12 protein-coding genes and 1 tRNA gene are annotated in these 21,347 nt (G+C 35.7%); 1 reads left to right on the top strand and 12 read right to left on the bottom strand.

The genetic code is table 11. From position 1 onward, the window contains the following. Positions 1–6 precede the first annotated feature (6 nt). Positions 7–80, top strand: a tRNA-Ala gene (locus ACB104_RS05525). A 58-nt stretch (positions 81–138) separates the two neighbouring features. On the opposite strand, the gene ACB104_RS05520 is transcribed toward ACB104_RS05525, so the two are convergent. From ACB104_RS05520 to kbl, 12 genes are all read right to left on the bottom strand, one after another. Continuing rightward, positions 139–1,248: a GNAT family N-acetyltransferase gene (locus ACB104_RS05520; RefSeq protein WP_370477285.1), complete on the bottom strand. Its 1,110-nt coding sequence runs from the start codon at positions 1,246–1,248 to the stop codon at positions 139–141. Positions 1,249–1,257: 9 nt separating this feature from the next. Further along, positions 1,258–2,328 (bottom strand): DUF3419 family protein, encoded by a 1,071-nt coding sequence (locus ACB104_RS05515; RefSeq protein WP_370477284.1) that lies wholly within the window; start codon positions 2,326–2,328, stop codon positions 1,258–1,260. Between the two features lie 4 nt (positions 2,329–2,332). After that, positions 2,333–6,730, bottom strand: a complete 4,398-nt coding sequence (locus tag ACB104_RS05510) for an aminotransferase class III-fold pyridoxal phosphate-dependent enzyme (RefSeq protein WP_370477283.1) — start codon at positions 6,728–6,730, stop codon at positions 2,333–2,335. Next, the gene (locus tag ACB104_RS05505) at positions 6,720–8,639 is read right to left on the bottom strand and encodes an efflux RND transporter permease subunit (protein ID WP_370477282.1); all 1,920 of its coding nucleotides are present in this window, start codon (positions 8,637–8,639) and stop codon (positions 6,720–6,722) included. Before ACB104_RS05505 ends, ACB104_RS05510 begins: the two co-directional genes overlap by 11 nt. Before the next feature lie 271 nt (positions 8,640–8,910). Next, positions 8,911–9,456: a dihydrofolate reductase family protein gene (locus ACB104_RS05500; RefSeq protein ID WP_370477281.1), complete on the bottom strand. Its 546-nt coding sequence runs from the start codon at positions 9,454–9,456 to the stop codon at positions 8,911–8,913. A gap of 15 nt (positions 9,457–9,471) precedes the next feature. Continuing rightward, complete coding sequence (locus tag ACB104_RS05495) at positions 9,472–10,404, bottom strand: ester cyclase (protein ID WP_370477280.1); 933 nt, start codon at positions 10,402–10,404, stop codon at positions 9,472–9,474. A 62-nt stretch (positions 10,405–10,466) separates the two neighbouring features. Then, entirely contained in the window at positions 10,467–13,136 is a 2,670-nt protein-coding gene (locus tag ACB104_RS05490) for an alpha-L-arabinofuranosidase family protein (RefSeq protein WP_370477279.1), read from the bottom strand. Between the two features lie 103 nt (positions 13,137–13,239). Beyond that, positions 13,240–14,919, bottom strand: coding sequence for a glycerol-3-phosphate dehydrogenase/oxidase (locus tag ACB104_RS05485; protein WP_370477278.1), 1,680 nt, complete (start codon positions 14,917–14,919; stop codon positions 13,240–13,242). A gap of 36 nt (positions 14,920–14,955) precedes the next feature. Next, entirely contained in the window at positions 14,956–15,795 is an 840-nt protein-coding gene (locus ACB104_RS05480; protein ID WP_370477277.1) for an alpha/beta hydrolase family protein, read from the bottom strand. Positions 15,796–15,798: 3 nt separating this feature from the next. Then, on the bottom strand, positions 15,799–18,555 hold the full coding sequence (locus ACB104_RS05475) for a PD-(D/E)XK nuclease family protein (protein ID WP_370477276.1): 2,757 nt from the start codon (positions 18,553–18,555) through the stop codon (positions 15,799–15,801). A 74-nt stretch (positions 18,556–18,629) separates the two neighbouring features. Next, positions 18,630–20,021 (bottom strand): OmpA family protein, encoded by a 1,392-nt coding sequence (locus ACB104_RS05470; RefSeq protein ID WP_370477275.1) that lies wholly within the window; start codon positions 20,019–20,021, stop codon positions 18,630–18,632. A gap of 123 nt (positions 20,022–20,144) precedes the next feature. Continuing rightward, positions 20,145–21,338, bottom strand: a complete 1,194-nt coding sequence (kbl, locus tag ACB104_RS05465) for a glycine C-acetyltransferase (RefSeq protein ID WP_370477274.1) — start codon at positions 21,336–21,338, stop codon at positions 20,145–20,147. Positions 21,339–21,347 lie beyond the last annotated feature (9 nt).

The raw sequence follows: 21,347 nt of genomic DNA, 5'->3' as shown, positions 1-21,347 counted from the left end.
TAAATTGGGGATGTAGCTCAGTTGGCTAGAGCGCTTGACTGGCAGTCAAGAGGTCGTCGGTTCGAGCCCGATCTTCTCCACTTAATTGCAGAAGGACTTCCAAGAAATTGGAGGTCTTTTTTTATTAATCATAAATTCTCAAATTAAAGCTAGGTCAAGATAGGGTTTAGCTTCATTTTTGGTTCTTTCTAACTCATTTAAAGCTTCAATATTTTTACTAAAAGCATAAATGTTAGAATATACCGGTACAGAATAAAACGGCTTGCATCCCTTTAGCAAGGGGTTGTTTTTATAGGTTGAAAAATGAATAAGATTATATCCTTTGTTTTTGAACTCATTATTAATTACCGAGAGAATAGTACTAAAAACCTTTGACTCGTTATCTGCCATCATTAAATCTGTTACGTAAACCTCTTTTAAATCATGTCCGGGTTTTGGCATTTTCGGATACCTTAAAATTTTACAAATCACGTTGAACACGTGGTAAACTATTTTGTATTGATTTTTATATTTCAGCACCCTCGTCCGTTTGAAATTTTTAATGTCCCATGCAGCACAAACACCAACAATTTTTTCTTCTTTATAAACTATAAGATAGTCTTGAATGCTGAGTCCGCTGGCAGGAGTTAGCTTTTTTTCAAACAGTGTTTTACTTAATTTTGGTGCAAGCGTTCTTTCTTTAAATCCATTTTTCAGAAAATCAACGATTTGCGCTTCATTGTCGGGATTACCACGAATGACTTTATACTCACAGGCAATTTTCTTTCTCTTAGTAATCAATAAAGACCTAGTTTCAAGTTCGGCAAAATGAATAGTTGAGAGGTGTCGACTAAACCTAAAAGTATTATCCTTGAAATACTTTTCAACTGCCGTGTTGCCTTTTAGCACGGCACAGAACCCAATATCGCTGTCGTTTAAAGCCTTATCAAATAAGTATTCACACAATTGTTTAAATAGCCCTTTGCCTCTAAAGTCCTTGTGAAGACAAAAGTTTCCAAAATATGAAACATTTTCAAATTTGTTGTTTATCAAACCCTTAAACTCTACATGTTTACCAAAACCAACTAACACGTCATCAACAAAAATGCCATAATATGAGAATTGATTTGACCAGAATTTGTTGGAGCGAAATAGGTCTGGGCTCATATCAAAATACAATTCTATAAGACCAGTCTTCATTGGCGTTGAAGAAAGTATTTCTAGCATGCGTTGGTTATACGATTCATCAAGTTTTTTTATACTGACCATTAACGCAAATTAACTTGTTCTAAATTGTATTGTTGAATAGAAAGGGAATCTGTCTACATTTGTTGTTTGGTCACCAAACCCTTCATTGGGAATTATGGCCTTATTAAGGTTCTCGTTAATGGGGTTTTTATGGATGTATCTTAAAAATACAGTTGGTTTAACCTTCGACTTTTTATAAATAACATCAATTAGATTGTTCATTTCTTTTTCTTCCATCCAATCACAAATATTTGAAAGGGCATAATTTTTAAAATGTAATTCCTCATGCTCCATAATTTCTTCTGAAACAGACTTTACTTTAAACGTAATATTACCTTGGTGTTTTATGAGGTTTTCATGAAGATGGTCCTGCAAGTAGGCAGGATATGCCTCTTCAAATTTTACTTCTCCTAAAAGATAGTATTGTAGATAAAAGTTTTTTCTGCATGGTGTTGCAATGAAGAAATCTTGGAACTTAGAGTAAAATTTATCTGCAATCTTTCCCTCATGGTGTATTAATGCTTGTTCATCTAATCCTCTGTTTTTATAAAACCGTGGAGAAAAGGCTATATGGAACAATTTTTTAATGAGTTTTTTTTCAAGGTGTGTTTTAAAATAATGCTTTTGTTCTTCAATGGAATCTAAATCAAAATAACCCAGAATTTTATCCTTTCCGATAAAAAACCTTAGGCAACTACAGAAGAATGAGATATATTTTTCAAATCTTGAACAGCCAATAACACCTTTGGCAATACTTTTTTTATGCTGGTTCCAAAAAGTAAGGTCCTCTTCAGACATATGCGGAACCAATTCATCGAAATATTTTATTCTGGTGTACTTGTCAGTTTTTTTAAACCCTAAAAATTCTGGGGCCTCTTTAGATTTTAGATTCAGAGCGGCAATCAATTTAAGCTTGCATAACCTAATTTGATTAATTGAAATATCTACAGCCGTAATTTTGGTATTATACTGTGCTAAAATTGATAAAGGAACTTCTCCGGCACTAGCAATACAAAGCAAATTGCTGTTTTCTAGATTCAGGGCTTTTTGTTCCACTTGAGGGTCATCTTGAGAAATTCCAAAGTCGTACAAATAGGCCATCAGTCTAATAGGTTTTAAAGCTTTTTACAATATCCGTGTCAGTGATAAAGTTGTGTTTTTTTGCCAAGTCTTCAATGATTTGAAATCCTTCGTATGAAATATTGCCCAACAAATTGATGGGAGCTTCTTCAAATGCATTTAAAATGGACTCCGCCACACAGCATAAAGAGGTGCCTTTTGGCGAACACGATGTGACCAAATAATCGGGGTCCATTTGAAGTTTTACAGATGCACTAAAATTTTGAACATAAACATTTGATTGCTCAATGAGCTCCGGTGATATAGCAGAAGGAACAGAGACATCTGAAATAATAACAGGTTTCTGAGAATCAATATGATTGGTATGTAATATGGGATCGTTGGTATTTACGGCAGTTAAAACTGCATCACACACTTTTAAGTCTTTAAGGTTTGTACTTAATACCACATCTAAATTAGGATTGATGTCATGTAAGGAAAGCTTACTCACCAATTTTTCCAGTCTGTTCAAATTTTTCCCAACCAAAATAAGTTGAGATAATTTTAAGGAAGGGTCTTGGCACAATTTAAGCGTTAGCACTTGACCAATATTTCCTGTAGAGCCAACAATACCTACGGTGATGTTGTTAGTGGAATTTAAAAATTTAAAAATACTGGTTTTAAAATTTTGATAGCCAACAACCGCTGTTAAAGTATTTCCCGTTAAAACACGTGCACCCTTTGGTTCATATATTGTTTTGCCATTGGTTGTAAGTATGGAGTTATAACCACCCAAACTTATAAAACGGGCACCTTTGCCAGCCGCTAAGTTGATGGCTTTCTGGATTTTTTTGATTACTTTTTTTCTTTGGTCGGTTCGGTGCAATTTTTCCATTGAGGAAGAATCTAAAGGCAGTATTATTGTTGTGAGGTGAACCTTTCCATCATATAAATTTTTGCCACTCATTATAAAAGGCTCCATTTCCATTACGGTCTCAAATTTGCCAAACAGTTGCAATAATCCTGTATTGGAAGCTTCGTTTAGGGATTTGTCCAACATTTTTAATTCCTCAACGGGATAGGCAAAATGACCAATAAATGCAACTTGAATAGCATTTTTTTCAGGAGGTTCATAGCTGCCATTCAGAGTTCCTAGATTTGGCTTTTTCTCTTTGTCTGAGTATAGGTCGCCGTTCATTAAATGACGCACTAATCCATAAAAATCATTGCTTTCTATTAAAACGGCCAACGCTTCCAATCCTGAGCAAATTTGTTGGATGTCTTTTTTGCCAATTTGAATAGAGGGCTCTATACGCAGCACATTAGGAGCAGAAATAGTCGGCAGGATTCTAATGTTGAATTTGTTCAGTAAATATGATGAAAACAGATAGCCGAGAACCTTTCTTTCTTGAAGGACGCGCAGAAAAACAGATTCTTGAAACTTGGCTAATTTAATACCTACCATTAATCCTTTTCCTGAAACTGAATCAAATACACTTGGGTGTTTTTCTTGAATTAACTGCAAACTTTGTAATAGTTGATTTCCTTTTTCTGCGGCCACAGAGCTAACATTATATTTTTCCAATAGTTTTAGGTTTTCCAAAGCTATGCTACACGCCATGGCTCCCCCCGAAAATGTAGAAACGTATAATTTTCCCAATTTTCCCAGATAACGTTCTTTATCTATTGAAATTGAACTGATTTTTGCCATATTGCCACCCAAAGCTTTAGAAAAAAGGTAATAGTCTCCAACAATGCCTTCACTTGCCAAAAAGCTCCCTGTTCTGCCAAGTCCAGATTGAATCTCGTCAATTATTAAAGGGAAGTTGTAACTGGATAGTGTTTTTGAAAATTCTGGATTTACTTGACGAATACCGCCTTCACCAATAACAGGCTCTATAATTGCGGCAATCACGCAAGGGTAATCGATAGTTTCAATCGTTACTTCGTCATTTTGATATTTTAAAACTTTTATGGGAATTGTAAATTTTTTAATGCCATTTTCAATGTCAATTTTGTGATTTTCATTGGTGTCATCAATAAAAATTGGGTTTAAGGCAAACAATCCCATAAACTTTTTTCTACGTTCCAACTCGCCAATCAGGGACCTTGCGCCAGATGAATTCCCATGGAAGGCATTGCAATTTGCAACTACTGCCAATGGAGCACTTGCAATGCATTTATTGTTGGCCTCCCAGATTTCTTTCACCTTTAAATTTGAATCGTGACCAAACGCCATCAGCTGTTTTTGTTCTAGTTTTTTTAATTTATCTGTCCATTCCATATAGGCATGATGCAATGCCATTTCAACAACTTCTGAGCCTGTTGAACCAAATAGGGTAAAGAAGCTTTTTTCTGTATAGCGCGATAAAATTTCATTAAGTTTTGCTGCTAATTTTGCTGGATGCTTCTGTTCACTGAGTTGGTCAGACAATGGGATTTTTTCTGATTTTAGAAAATTGATGGCATGATTGACCAATTCCTTTTGATGATGCCCAAGTAAGTTGGTGCCATATCCGCCTACTAAATCTAAGACTTTTTTACCATTGAGTTTTTTATCTGGATAAAGGTAGTCTTTCTTGCCTTTTACGTATGAAACATCCATTTTTAAGGCCTTCATCAATTTTCCTAAATATGGATTGTGATATCTCGTATAAACACTCTCTAATTCATAAACGGGTTTAGTTTCATAAATTCCAGTGCGGGAAACGTTATCGTTTGTTAGTTGCTCAATTAGCGGTTTAAGTTCTTTTTGTATTTTATTTTCTGAAATTAAGCCCTTTTTGTTCTTTAATTTTTTGGCACCAGCAAAAGCAAATCTTTTAACGGTATTGTGTTGGAATTCTAAGGGTTCTAATCGTTCAAATAATTGATGATTGATTTTATTAATGAGTTGCGCAATAGCCTTAATTTTTTCCTTTTTTTGATTGCCTTGGGACAAACCATGGTCATCATCTGTAAACAGTATTACCCCGAGTCCTGGGGTGAATTTAAGCGGATAAAACCGAATCGAGAAAAAATGGTCATTTAGGAATTTATAGTGCTTGCCTAGTTTATTTAAAGATATTTTTACGCCAAACTCGTCATTAAAATAATCTTGGATCTCCCGTTTACAATATAATATTTGGCCGTCTTCAACGGTTACGGTGTCGCCTAGATATATAAATTCGTTTTCATTTTCTTTGACTTGGCCATTGAGTGTTTTTTCGGCTCCATAATCGGATTTTATGAACAGCTGATAATCGGATTGACTTCCTATTTTTTTTAATCCAATAGATACACCCGGAAATATACCACCAAGGAATTTCGAATCAACATCGCCTATTAAAGTCGTCATAACCTGTTGTGTTTCTGTGGTGCCGAATGCATTATGAACTTCAACATCAAAAGTTTCCTCCATTTTTTTTATGATGTCCATGTCAACTGAAGAACCGCTGGATACAATTACCTTGAGATGTTTTCGCAAAGAAGATTTAAGAGCAGGAAATATCCGGGACATTTCAAGAAGAATATTAAAAACTCCTGGTCCACCCGTTATGTGCTGAGGTTTAGCTTCTCTAAAAAAATATTGTACCACCTCCGGATGCTCTGTAAACCAATCTGTATTAATCAGCAATGTTGGTTGACCCAAAAACAAGCCGTTTAAAAAAGTCCTAATGCCCATTGTGTGTGTAAACAAAGGCGTATACCCTCGTCCGCCTAATTTATTTTTATTGAATAAACCTGCAGCCCTCCAAGCTGAGATGTTTTTTAAAAATGAACTATGATTATAACAAACAATTTTGGAAGCGCCCGTTGTACCCGATGTAGTAATCATTAAAGTGGTATATGTTGGAGATACTTTGCTTATAATGTCGTTAACAAAGGTTCTTTCTTCAGCACTTAGTTTTTCTGGTATGTCTTTTACTAAATGATCTATTTGAAAATCTAAGAATGTATCAAACGTTTTAATACCTTTATTTGTGGAGAAGGTTTTTATGTAGTCAATATTCTCTTTGTATCTGTTTCGATGTTGAAGTGTAGAGATTTCTACTTCAGGTAAAATTATTGAATCAAAACCTACCTCTTTATGCCATTTCACTAAATCATCCTTATCAATATACATGGGTAAAAACACCTTAACCCCATAACTGCAAAGAGCCAAAAAAAGGATGGATGTAAATAATTCGCTATTGGTTTCAAGATTAGCCAAGAATACCGCATCTCCCGGTTTTATATTTTGTTCGTTAAACTTTATGAATAACCTGCTAACAATTTTCCGAAGCTGAGATAGTGTAACGACTTTTAGTTCCTCGTTTATATGACTGATTATAATTTCGGAGTCTTTATTTCTCTCTGGGCTTTCAGCAAACAATAATTCACTTATGGTATTAAAACCCGTGTCATTGGTTAAATGCCCGCCAGAAAAGGTAAAATCAAACTTTATGTCATTTTCAATCTTCATTGACCAATTGTTTTACACCAGTTTTCAAAATTTTTTTAATGAAAGCAGGCATGAGTATTAAATCACTTATTAGAGCTATTATTAAAGCAAAAACACTTAAAAAACCGAAGTATCTTATTGGAGGTACTTCAGAAATCATTAAAACACCAAAGCCCAAACATATTACCGTGGTGGTTAAAATAATTCCTATGCCAGATTTATGTAATGCTTCTTTTAATTCGCCTGTTTTTTTATACCAATATAGGTAATGGATGGTGTCGTCAACAACAATGCTTAAGAGCAAACACCCTATTGGAATTGTTACCATGTCTAAATTTATGCCCAAAGAGCCCATAAGCCCCAACATGGTTACTATGGGAAAAACATTAACAAGCATAACAATTAAAACTAACTTCCAATTTTTCAGATAAATCATCATAACAATGAAAATAAGAATAAATGCCCAAACTAAACTATTTTTAAATGCATTAAGTAAGTCGGCCGCTACTTGCGTGTATAAAGTAATATAACCAGTTAGTTTAGGTTTTTCGTTTGTAAAATGTTTATCGGAAATCTGATTAATTTTATTAACGAGTTCTATACCTTGATTTGTTGAAATTAAAGGGATTAAGAATGTAATGCGGTAAATGTTGTTATTGGATTTTGACTGATACCCAGCAAGTTTTTTATTGATAAAAGGAGATAACCGATGATAAGAGATTAAAGCGCCAACTTCCTCAATATCATAAACCTCATGAATCCATTTAACAATTGAAATTCTTTCAATCTTAGATGCATCAACGGTAAATTCCATAGGGAAATATGGGCCAACGGTCGACTCTATGAAAGCATGGTCTTTATAGGCACTGCTATTTTTGGATAGAACAGACAGGCTGTGTATTTCCGACTTTAGTTTGCTCATACCGGGCACTGATACCGCAAGAATAAAAATAAACAACAGCAAGGCCTTTGAAAACGGAAGCAGTTTAAAATTTTCAATTTTAAAGAAATAAGGGTTCAAGTTATAGCTATAGGCTTTTGGGTAAAAAATTAACAAGGCAAAAAGAAAAACAGCAATGAGGCCTATCAAGCCCAATATGGCAAAGTCTTGCAATAAAGGAATTGAACTAAAAATAAATGAAGTAAACCCTATGGCAGTAGTTATTATAACCCAAATACTTGGACTTATAACTTTGCGAAAGTCTCCGCCATGGGAAAGGATGTGCATGGAAATGGATGTGCTGTAAAATAAAATAATAACAGGTATTATAGTGTGCGCGATACTTATGGAGATTTTAAACAGTGCGGCTGCATAAATTATTGAAGAGACCGCAGAAAGCGCCAAAACCAAAGTTTGAATGGTTGCCAAAGAAGACCGAATGATGATTATTGTAGTTAGCATTAAAAGAGCCAAACCAATGATGAGATAGTGACCAGAATTATTACTGGTTTGGGCATTGATTTCTTTAAATATAACCCCCGTTCCGGCCAAATGATAAGGAATTTTTAATTCCTGAAAAATATTGTGGATGGTATCTATTAATTCTGGTCTATTTGGATTGAGATGCGATTTAGGTTCAAAATGGATGAGGTAAACCGTTTGATTTGAAAATCTATTTGTTTTATGCTGCACATCTTTTGAGGGCCATGAAACAACATTCAGCACGTAGTCAATTTCCCTTATTTTTTTTATATACGGTGCAATTTTTTTACGTGTGGCACTGTTATTTTCAGTTTCAAGTGACACTATGAGCATGGCATCTGAATTGAAATCTTCAAGAAAGGTTTTATAGGATTTTATGGAATTCGATTCCTCTGGTAACCATCTATTAATCGAATTATCATAGGTTACATAAGGAACAACAAAAAAGGAGCCTAAAATAAAAACTGAAGCTAAAAGAATTCTTGTATAAATATTGAATACATTCATTAAGGCCAGAAGTTTAAGATAGGGATTCGATTCAATATTTCAGGGCTCAGGTATTAACTTTGGTAGAAAAAGATATGAAATAAACCATTATAAAATAAACAGTTTGGGGTGTTTTTATCTGAATCACGTATTTTTAAATGATTCAATTTTGTTTTCAAAGTTTTGCATCAAAAAATTGTCTTTTTTTTTAATGACGGTTTACCTGCAGTAGGTTTTTTAAAGAAAGGATTTTTGTAAATATTCATTTCCGAAATTCTATTTGTCTTTAATATTACTTTGAATATTTAAGCACAACGCCACCTGTTTTTAGCGGCCGTGTTGAAACTAGGGATAAATTTTGGGAAGCAATACCTGTTTTGAAAAGTGGGCGGCCACTGCCCAAAATAACTGGTGCAACGCCAATACGGTATTCGTCAAATAGATTGTCGTTTACAAAAGTTTCAGAAAGGTTGGCACTACCAAAAACATACAGGTCTTTTCCATCTTCTTCTTTTAGTTTCTTTATTTCGGCAGAGGCGTTTTCACTAATTAGTGTTGTGTTGTTCCATTCAGCAGATTTCAACGTTTTCGAGATAACAATTTTTGGTATGCTGTTCATCAAATCGGCAATTTCCCCTTTTTCATTGATCCAATAAGCAGCCATGCCTTCATAGGTAACACGACCAAAAACAAGATAGTCTGCAGCATGTAATTGCTCAACACTCAGTTTTTCAAGTTCTTCGCCCCAAACAACATTGTGAAAAGGTAAATCCCAATTTTGGTTTCCCTCAAAATATCCGTCAAGGGTTATGATATTCCACATGACAAGTTTTCTCATTTTTGGCATCAGTTTTTATTTATTCGTTTCAAATTCAAGTTGTCGTTTATAATCCTTTTCATCAAAATAGCCTTTTGATTCTTGGATTAGCCCATCAATGTTCAAAGTCCATTCTTCAAATCCGCTAATTTTAACCTTGTTTCCAGTTCCATTGAGTCCATTATTTGTTCCAGTAAGTGTCCAATAAAATTGGGTTTTATCTGAACTAGTTGTCAGACTATCAAGTGAAACAATTATATCAGGAAAAGCGTCCATGAACCCTTTGGCTACATTAGAAATTGCTAATGTTCCTTTCGCTGGTTTTCCATTATTGACTGTTAATTCACCATCTTCTGCAAAAAAGGAAGACACAAAATTTGGTCTTTGACTACACCAAGCTTGTGCATATCCACGAGCAAAGATTTCCAAATCATAATTCTTTTTTTCTTTAGAAAGCTCCTCTTTAGTCCAAGATATATTGAGTATTTTCCAATTCCCATTTTCTTTGATGAATGTAAAATGATTTACTTCTCGTGTTTGAGGAATTCCCCATCTATATAGAATGCAATCAGCTCTTGCTAAAGCTAACTGACCCTCTGTAATTATTATGTCATAGTTATTAGGTATTTCACAGTAAGGACTACGTTCTCCCTTTTCTACACTTTCAAAGAAATCATTAATTGCTATTTCTGAATTAGACCAAGTCCCACCTTTTAAACTGCTTATTCCAAGCATTGCTTTATCAGACATCATCGAATCCAATACCAAAACATTATAATTTCCAGCATTGAACAACAATTCGTTGATAGTCGTTTTTATTTTTTCTTCATCTGGATTCTGTTCTGTTACCTTGGTTTCGGCAGGAACATTCTCAGATACCTCGGAATTGTCTTTTTCTTGTTTACAACTTAAAACTAACGCACCAATTGTCATAAATGATAATATTGCATATCTCAATTTTCTATTCATAAATAGGTTTTCTTTAATTGCTTCCAACATTTATATAAACGCAATTGCGTTTCACTATTTTATTAATAAGAAATCATTTTAATAATCGATTTCTGTTCGGGGGTAATCAACTCACAAAAATATATTCTTGTGTTTGAGTTTCCCGCCCATTCTATTTCATGTGTTCCAGCAATTAAATAACCATCGGTAAGTACTTTAATGACTCTTCCGGTTAAATCCATAACCTGAAGTTTGGCTTCTGTGCTTTTGTTTAACTGTAATACAATTTTGGTTGTCCCCGAAAATGGGTTTGGCACATTTTGAAACAAACCAACAGGTTGATTAATTTTTACATCATTTACGCTCAGTGAAGTGTTTTTTTTTACTGTAACTACACTGGCGGAATAAGCCGTAGAATTGAACGAAACACTTTGTGCGTTTATGGAGGTAACACCATCAGAAACGCCAATTTTGTTAGGTTCCGCAAAGGTATTTTGGTCATAAATGGAAGGTGAAGCAACTACTTTTACATCGGCTGTTTCGGGCACGAACGTGTTGTCTATGTTCAGCGTTACGCTGATGTTGCTTGATGAGGTATTCACAACTTTAAAATACAGCGTATTGCCATCTTCAGAAAGTGTTGAAACAGCATCCAATTCGTTATTGGAACCGTTGGTTGTTAGGTAATTTGGGGCATAATGCTCGCGCCACAACTTCATCACCACATAGTTTGGGGCAGGAAACCAATCGGAATTATTGAAATTGATAAAGGCATTGTTCCAAGCATCTGCAGATGAATGTCTGAGCCATAATGCAGGGCCGCCCAAAGTAAATTTTTCGCCTTGTCGTTCAAACATGTTTAGCATGCCACCGGCATAAAGACCAATGCGCCAATCAATGGGTCCCCATAGGTTCCATTCAGACATGTAAATCTCTATATTTGGGTTTGAGCAATTGTTTATTCGGTTTGATAAATCCACCACAAAAGCTTCATAATCGGCCACTCCAGTTTTAAAGTTGTTTTCATTTTCATAATGGTGGGTGCTTATATAATCAATTAAATGTGCACACTCATTTAGCAAAGTTTGGTTCCAGTTTTGATCGAAGCCCCCGCTTCCACAGGCAATAATTTTAATATTAGGGTATTTTGCCCGCATGGCCGGGGCAAATGTTTTAACCTTGTCTACGTATGCATTAATGCCGGCACTCCAGGTTTCATTGTCAATTTCCCAGTAGGTTACATTGTACGGCTCTGGATGTCCGTTGGTAGCCCTTTCCGCCCCCCAAGTTGTTGAAACATCGCCATTGCAATAATCCATCCAATCTAGGGCATCCTGCAAATATTGGGCAGGCGTAATCTTTTTTGTAATTGGGGCACCGCATGTTCTATCAAGCACACCGGTATTTACAACAATTAGGGGCTCTGCGCCCGTCATTTCACACATTTGCATGAATTCGTCTGTTCCGTAGGAGTTAACATCTATGTCGTTCCACAATTCAATAGGATATGCCACTCTGTCTTCTTGTGCTCCAATACAATCCTTCCAGAAATAAGCCGATACGTAACAGCCTCCAGGCCATCGGATAATTGGTGCTTGAAGTTCATCAACGGCTTGAAACAAATCTGGCCGAAACCCATGGTTGTCCATAGCATCTTGACCCATCATGCTTACTTGGTCGATTAATACTTCACCAGAATTGGGCGTGCTTATCCTCAATATGCCATTAGTGGTCGTAGCTATCGGGTTGAATTCAAAGTTGAATTCTTCCCAAACGCTTCCAGAAATTGCGTAAACAGCCTGACCCAAAATGGAAGTTCCTGCGTGGAGTGAAATTGACAATGCCGTTCCCGGATTGCCTTTTGCCCAAAACGAACCAGAATAGAGTTGCGGTGTAATATTGAAATTTTGTTGTTGTATGTAGGCTGCTGAGTTTTCGGTATTAGCCAATTGAAGCGAAAAATCACTGTTTAGGGCATCTTCACTTCTGTATATTTGGGCATTTCCTGACTTTTCCCAATTTGAAAATTCAGATTCCCCTATCACGGGCAATTGGTTGTAAAGCGTTGTATAGCTAGGTATTTCGGTTACTACAATGTTTCTAAAAGCAGTGGTTGTAACCCATGTACCAATTCCAAGTTGGCCACTTAAATGGGCGCTGTTATCTACAAAATCAAAAAGGAGATTTCCATCAAACCATATCTGAAAATGATTTCCTTCGCAGCGTATTCTTATATCGTACCAAATGTTTGATGCGATGCTTCCAGGACTAACCAATCCATTTAAAACGCCCCATCTTCCCCCACCAGCAGTTCCTTTTTCAATGGCGTGTTGGGTGTTTCCCCAACCACCAATATTCAGCCAATAAAAATTGTCTCCATTGGCTCTGAACATAATAAGAAAACCTTCATTACCGCCTGTTTTTTTAGCTTGAAGTGTGATTTCATAATCTCGCCAAGAAGTCTCTCCAAAGAGTAAACGGACATTATCACTTAATGAAGTTTGTATAATTTCATTTCCTTCAATGCTCCACTCGCCACTTGAACCTGTTCTTTCAAAGCTTCTGTTCCAAACCAAATCGCCCCACAAACCATTGTTAGCAGAGTTATAGATATGCTCCAAAAACTGGCCGTAAACGTTAATGTCTATTTGATGTTCAATTTGCTGGGTGTTGACCGAGTATATGGTTTGGGAAAATATGGTGTTATTACCCCAACAAAAAGTAAGTACAGTTAACATCAAATAATTTTTCATAATCTTAGCCTGTTTAATTTAGTTCTTTATTGTAAAGATACGGCATTAGATTAAAAAGTGGATAATACATAATTAAGTGAAGTTGTCACCAAAAATTCTAGGGCTATTGAAATTCCTCCGTGTAAAAAGTTGTGGCATCTTTTAAAAGCAGATTTAATTTTTTATTTTCACTTAATGTTCTTTCTTTATCCCAACTGAGATAGGATGCCATATCAACTGAAATAAGATTAGCATACTTTTTAACGCTTTTAACATCAAAAAACAAACGCCCAGTTCTTCTTACAAAGAAATCGGTTAAACTATTCACCATTTCGTAGTTTATGCCAAACCAAAGTTCGCCCCTAATGAGGCGTTCCATGGAATCCGTATTTTTAAAATCTTCAGACTTTTTTATGATGGTATCAGCCTGTTTCCCGTAGTTGGAACACAAATACCAAGCTTCATAAGAGTCTGAAACACCAATTTTAGAAAGCCTATCTTTCAAGGCACTTTGATATTCGCTAACTTCCTTTGATGAGTTAAGCGGTGGACTAACCAATGGAATATGACCAGTTTCTGAAGTTTCAAATTTTTCCTTATCCGATTTTTCCATAGAGTTCAGAACGGCTTCAACCGCCCGTTGGGCCATTTTTCTATAGCCTGTTAACTTTCCTCCAGCAATGGAAATTAAACCGCTTTTAGAAATGAAGATTTCATCCTTTCTTGATAATTCAGAAGGGTCTTTACCTTCTTGATGAATCAAGGACCTCAATCCAGCCCAGTTCGATTCAATATCTTCCATTGAAAGGTTAGCTTTTGGGAACATTTTATTGACTCCGTTCAACAAATATTGGGCATCATTTTTTGTGGCAACTACATGCTCTAAATTTCCAAAATAGTTGGTGTCTGTGGTACCCACATAAGTAACGCGGCCTCGGGGAATCGCAAAAATCATCCTTCCGTCAGCTACATCAAAATAAACGGCTTGTTTAATCCTTAATTTTTTAAATGGTAAAACAATATGAACGCCTTTGGTAAGGTGCAAATGTTTGTTGTTTAAGGAATGGTCTTTTGTGCGTAATAAATCTACCCAAGGCCCTGTTGCAGACACATAATGTTTGGCTTTTGTTTTAAAGGCATTTCCCGTGTTGCAGTCGGTACAATTAAGGCTTTCAATTTTGGAGTTGGCATTATAGTTAAAAGATGTCATTTCAACATAATTAACAATGGTCGCCCCAAAAGACACTGCTTTTTTCAAGTTTTCTATAACCAATCGGGCATCGTCAGTTCGGTATTCAGCATACAAACTACCACCTAAAACCAAAGATTCATCCAATAAAGGCTCCTTTTCTAAGGTTTCCTCTTTATCTAGCATGACGCGTTTATCGTCACCTTCAACATCTGCCAAAAAATCGTAGACCTTCAGCCCAATTGAGGTCATAATTTTGCCGTATGTGCCATCCTTAATCAAAGGGAGCAGCATTTTTTCAGGAACTACCAAATGCGGAGCCAGTTTGTGCAGAATGGCTCGTTCGGTACCTGTTTCTCTCACTAAACCAATCTCAAATTGTTTCAGATATCGAAGTCCGCCATGAATAAGTTTGGTCGATTTATTACTCGTACCAGAAGCGAAATCGTTTTTTTCAACCAAACATACTTTAAAACCTCTTGAAGCTGCATCAAGTGCTATGCCGGCACCTGTAATGCCACCACCTATAATGGCAATATCAAACGTTTCGGACTGTAACTTTCTAAGCTTCTTTTCCCGATTTAATACTGAAAAACTTGAGGCCTCGACTTCCATTTTTTGTGGATTTTCTTATTCATAAAGAAAAGGTTATTATTCTAAAAATGAAAGGGATAATTCTATAACTTTTTTTAAATGTTCAGGCAGTTTATTTTGTTCCCAAGGATGTGAAGCGCCAAAAACATGGTTGGCATCTTTAATGATTTCTAATTTACTGTTTGGGTTCCAGCTATGAAGATTCTTTGCCTCGTCAATCAAAACACTTGTGTCGGCATTACCATGAATTATCAAATAAGGAATTTTTAAGTTTGAAACGGCCCGTTTTATAGTAAGGCGTTCTTCGTTGGCTATAAAATCTTCATAAAACTGATAATAATGAGGCATTTGCTGCTTGGTTCTTCCATTTATACCATATTTAACACCATCCTTTTTCCATTGTTCGGTATTGCCTGCTATTGGATCTCTATTGCCGTAATCTGAAACTCCTGCAAGACTCACTACTTTATTTATTCGATTATTCTCCTCTGCCTTAATGGTAACAATACCACCACCCCTGCTATGACCAATTAAACTGATTTCACTGTTATCTGCTTCATTTTTAAATTCAGAACTATGATAAATCCAATCAATTACAATTTCTAAATCATCAAGTTCCATGGTATAGTTGTTATTGCCAAAGGCCACTAAATCTGGAAAATCTATAGGTTGCTTAATTGTACCACCGTTATGCGAGAAGTTGAATTTTATAAAAAAGAACCCAGCTTTGGCAAAGGCCTCTGCCATTAAATCCCACGTACCCCAATCCTTAAAACCTTTATAGCCATGACAAAAAATGACGATTGGTTTTTCACTATTGTTTTTGGTATAAAAAATATCAGTTAATATGGGCTTGTCGTACTTTCCGTTTAGAATTATGTTCTTTATTATGGTCATTTTTTATACTTCCTTTTCAACGAAATCAATATTCGGATTACAAATTTCAATGATGAGTTTTTTTAATTCGGTTTCAAAAGCAGTTAAGGTTTCCAGGGTTATTAAAGAGTCTTTATTTCTGCTGTGGGAGGATTCCTTTTTTGAGAACTTCAAAAATCCGGAGCTCAAATTCTTAAAGGAAATGATGCCGGCTTCAACAGGTAATTTTAAATTTTGGGATTTTTGCATCATGTAGGCATAAGCAAGCACCTGAAAACTTTTACTGTATTTTTTATAATCGGTGGTAATATCTTCCCAATCTACAATTTCAACTTGGCTGGGTTGCACGCTACCCGTTTTGTAATCAATTATTCTGGTGATGCCGTTGCAAGTGTCGACTCTGTCAACCTTCCCGGTCAATTTTACAGGAAAACCAAGTTCGGGTATGTTTATCTCAACTTCATTCTTTGCTTCGATGACGAGAATTTTTATCTTATTTCCTTCCTTGATGGATTTTATTTCTAAATCAAGAAAATTAGAAACATAGCGTTTGGCAATCTCAAAAATGATTAAATTTTTTCCAGTTGAAATATCACCTTGCTTATATTCATTTTTAAAATGTTGATGTACCGTGTCATCATTTTTTGATTTTAAATTATTGATGATTTCAACGGTTAAAACATGCCCTATCAATGGTTTGTAAAAATCTTCCAATGTATTGTGAATTACTGTACCCAAGGTGTTGGCGGCAACCGTTTCCTCCACATCGTTATGCTCCCTAATTCTTAATATTTTTTGATAGTAGAAATCAATGGGATTCCGAAAATAGCTTGTTAATGATGAAGGTGAAAAGCCCTCGTATGCCAGTTGTATCAATTGCTTTTGCAAATCAGGGGTCTTCTTTATAACATTTTCTGAAGCGTTAATAACAGGGACTTTAGGCGCAATAATTTGATGGTTGATCTGGTGTATACCTTCCAGTTCCATTTGTGTAATAAATCTGCTTTTCTCACCACCGTTTAATACATCGGCCTCAGTATTGTAGAGTATGTAAATGTTTTTGGCGCGCTGTAAAAGTCGGTAAAAATGATAAGTGTAAACGGCGTCTTTTTCTTTATAGGTTGGCAGATTGTTTTCCAACTTTACATCAAAGGGAATAAATGAATTATTGGTTTTTCCGGAAGGAAGAATTCCTTCATTAACCGAGGAAATGATAATGGTTTCAAAATCCAAAACCCTAGATTCCAACATACCCATAACTTGCAGGCCCTGAAGTGGCTCCCCTTGAAAATCCAAGGTTTCTGTGTTTAAAACTTCTCCATAAATACTGTATAATGTGTTGACATCTTTAATGTGCCCATGTTCAGCGTTTAATCTAGAGATTTCAGTAAATAAAACATTAAAACGGTATAAATATTCCAATGAAAGGAGGTTCGCTGTCTTGTTTTCATCCAAATAACTTTTAATAGCTAAAATGAGTTTGGAGCAATTCTGTAAAGCGGTTTCAATGGATTTTTGCCAGGGTGAAAACAATAAATCAATGATGTTGACGGATTTATTTGTTATTTCCTCAAGCTTATCCTTGGTTAAATACACTAGGTTATTGGTCTCAATGATTTCATTGATAAGTGAGGCATAATCGGTATTTTCTATGTTGAATAATGGTTTTATAAACTGATGCGAAATGATTTTAACAACATCTTTATAGTAAAAGGTATTTGATGACGCTTTATGCAGGTGAAACAAAGATTCAAAAAGCGATGCGAGCGGAATAGATTTTAATGGGAATCCCATGGTAATATTCAATGAGCCAACAGTTGAAGGGATGGAATTCAACACAGGAACCAAAAGGTTTTCATCGCCTAAAACAACGGCGGTATTTTCAAGCGTGTTGTTTTGTTTTTGTAGATCGCTTAAAATCGAACCTATGTATTTGGCTTGCCCTATATTTTTCGGCACGCCGAATATTGAAATATTTTTTTCTTTGGAATAATTATCTGTTGCCCAATTGAAAGGGTGGTTTTTAAAATATTTCCAGTTGGTTTTATGTTGTCGGGTAAATAAGGCAGTGCCATGATTTGTGTTTTCAAAAAACACTTTATCAATATCCCAAAATATTTTAGCTAAACCGTTTTGAAGTAGTTCTTGTATTATGGTTTCTTCGGCTGTGTTTAACGCATTAAAGCCCAAAAAAACATGTTGCTTTCCCTCATTGGTTTGCATATAGGATTCGAGGTTTTCAACGGCTTCCCTATAAATTAATCCCTGATAACCAATATTTTTATTAAAAAGATTTTCTGTAAAGTGCTGGTAGTATGTGTGGATTTTGCCCCAAAAAGCAAGGTAGTTTTTAACAAAATCAGTTTTGTTGTCTTCTAACGACCAATGTTTTAAATCTTGAATAGCACTTATGTAATTAAAAATCTTTTCCTGAGGAATAAGATAGCGGTCGATTTCATTGAAGTCTTGAAGTAAAATTTGTGCCCATTTTGAAAATGTCTCAAAAGAATCGACGTTTGATTTTTTAGTTAACGCTAAATATGAATTATAAAACTCAAAGAGCAATTCTGTATTCGAAATACTTTTTAGTTGAGATAGCTCTTCAACAAACTCTTCAATGCTTAAGATTATGGGTGCGAATGCGGTTTGACCTAGAACTTGGGGCAATTGATGTTTTAAGAATAAACCAGCACGCTTACTGGGTAAAACAAAGGTTAAATAGGAAAAATTTGGGTAGCTTTTTTTTAAATCTTTTAAAACATCAGATATGAAAGTCGTCATAATATAAAAATAAAAAACGCTTCGGATATCCGAAGCGTTTTTTAAAGTTATTTAAAAAGTTATCTTAACTAATCTTATTTAGATAAGTTAATTTCTACACGTCTGTTGTTAGCTCTACCAGCTCTAGTGTTGTTAGAATCAATTGGTTTAGACTCTCCATAACCAAGAGCAGATAATCTGAATGCATCAATACCATTTTCAACCAAGTATTCTTTAACAGCGTTTGCTCTAGCATCCGATAGTCTTTGGTTTAATGTTTCGCTACCTACGCTATCTGTGTGACCTTCAACTGTAAATTTAGAATTTGGATATTCTTTAAGAATTTTGATAATATCGCCTAATACTTCAGCTGATTGTTTTTTAATAGTTGATTTTCCTGAATCAAACAAGATTGTTTTAGCATACTCATTAAGTGTTTTTTGCACTTCTGCAGATACTTCAGGACAACCGTCGTTAGCAACAGTACCTTTAACCTCAGGACATTTATCGTCTTTGTCTAAAACGCCATCACCATCAGTATCTGGCCAAGGACAACCACTGTTTGCAGCAGGACCAGCTTCATTTGGACATTTATCGTCGGCATCAGTAACACCGTCGCCATCAGCATCTGGACAACCCGCTAGAGCAGCCAAACCAGCTACAGTAGGACAGTTATCTTTGTTATCGGCAACACCATCGCCATCAGAATCAGGACATCCATTAAGCTCAGCTAAACCAGCTTCGTTCGGACAATCATCTTTACTGTCTTCTATGCCATCACCATCAGTATCTGGACATCCGTTGAATGCTTCAAGACCAGGAACATCTGGACAAGCATCATCTTTATCATAAATACCATCACCATCAGTATCAGTGCCACCAAATTTAATTGAAACACCAATTGTGTGTTGGAAATGGGTTTGTAAATAATCTTCGAAAGCATGTTTGTAAGCAGTTTGTAATGTTAAACCAACATTTTCGCTAAACCAAACATTTAAACCTAAAGTACCATTGACAGTACCAGCGCCTATTTCGTCAATCCAAGTGTAACCACCACCTACACCTAAGTAAGGATCAAGGGTAGTGCCTTGTAAAAAGTTATATTTAATAGTACCATCTACTCCGTAGTATGATAAATCGTCAACCTCATTCACTTGTTCAGGAACAGTGTTAGCTTGATCCCCCCATTTTTCTATTTTGTTGATTGATCCAGCAATTCCAAGTGAAAAACCACTGCCCATGTATTTTGCTACAGAGATAGTTGATAAAGAAGGTAAAATGTTCCAGTGGTCAGTAACGTTGAAGAATTCATCACCGATAGAACTACCTAAATAGGCATTACCTTGCACGCCGTCTCCTGAAGGGAAAGCGTCAACTGCGTTTGCTCCTATGGTAATTTGCCATGGATTGTTTTCGTCTTGTGCATTTACGCTGCTATAACCAAGTACAAGCAACATAGCTAACAATAATCTGCTAAGATTTTTCATATTCAAAAGTTTAATTTTTAAGTGTTAATTGTAAACAAATGTAAGTTGTTAAATGTTATTAACAAAGACAAATATATAAAAAAATACTACATTTCGTTTATTCATCGATTGTTCAGAACGATTTTAGATAATATTGAGGGCTTTCCCAACCTTTATGAATGCATTAAGAGCTTTATCAAGCTGAAGTTTTGTGTGTGCTGCAGATAATTGAACACGAATTCTCGCTTTTTCTTTTGGCACAACAGGGAAAAAGAAGCCTATGACATAAATACCTTCCGCTAAAAGCATATTTGCCATAGTTTGCGATAGTTTGGCGTCATATAGCATAACAGGAACAATTGCAGAGTCGCCATCAATAATATCAAAACCAGCTTTTTTCATGCCTTCTTTAAAGTAATTCGTATTCCACTCTAGAGTGTCTCTTAATTGTGTGTTGTTAGAAAGCATTTCAAAAACTTTAATAGTCGCTCCTACTATAGCGGGAGCCAAGGAGTTGGAAAATAAATAGGGTCTGGAACGTTGACGTAGCATATCAATGATTTCTTTTTTCCCTGTAGTATAGCCACCCATAGCGCCCCCAAGCGCTTTTCCTAGAGTTCCAGTTATTATATCAATTCTGTTCAATACCCCTTTTTCTTCAAGCGTACCTCTGCCAGTTGCACCAATGAAGCCTGTGGCATGGCATTCATCAACCATTACCAAAGCATCATATTTTTCGGCTAAATCACAAATCTTATCTAATGGCGCCAATAGCCCATCCATTGAAAACACGCCATCAGTAACAATAATTATAAATCGGGCATCATTTTTATTGGCATCAATGAGTTGTTTTTCCAAATCGTCCATGTTGTTATTTTCATAACGATACCTCGAGGCTTTGCACAACCTTACACCATCGATGATGGAAGCGTGATTTAAGGAATCTGAAATGATAGCATCTTCCTTTTCCAGAAGGGGTTCAAAAACTCCGCCGTTGGCATCAAAAGCAGCTGCGTATAAAATAGTGTCTTCGGTTTGGTAAAAATCAGCTATTTTTTGTTCTAGTTCTTTGTGAATATCTTGCGTACCGCAGATAAAGCGTACCGAACTCATCCCAAAACCGTAAGTGTCCATCGTATCTTTCGCAGCCTGAATAACATTCGGATGTGATGAAAGCCCCAAGTAATTATTGGCACAAAAGTTTAAAACCGTTTCGCCAGTGCTTAAAGTTATTTCTGCGCCTTGGGCAGAAGTAATGATGCGTTCTTCTTTATAGAGTCCATTATCTTTTATGTCTTGAAGTTCTTTTTGCAAATGATTTTTCAGTTTTCCGTACATTTTATTGCG

The organism is Tamlana flava (genome assembly GCF_041287255.1).
Lineage (GTDB): Bacteria > Bacteroidota > Bacteroidia > Flavobacteriales > Flavobacteriaceae > Tamlana > Tamlana flava.
This window is presented reverse-complemented; position numbering and strand designations above follow the sequence as displayed.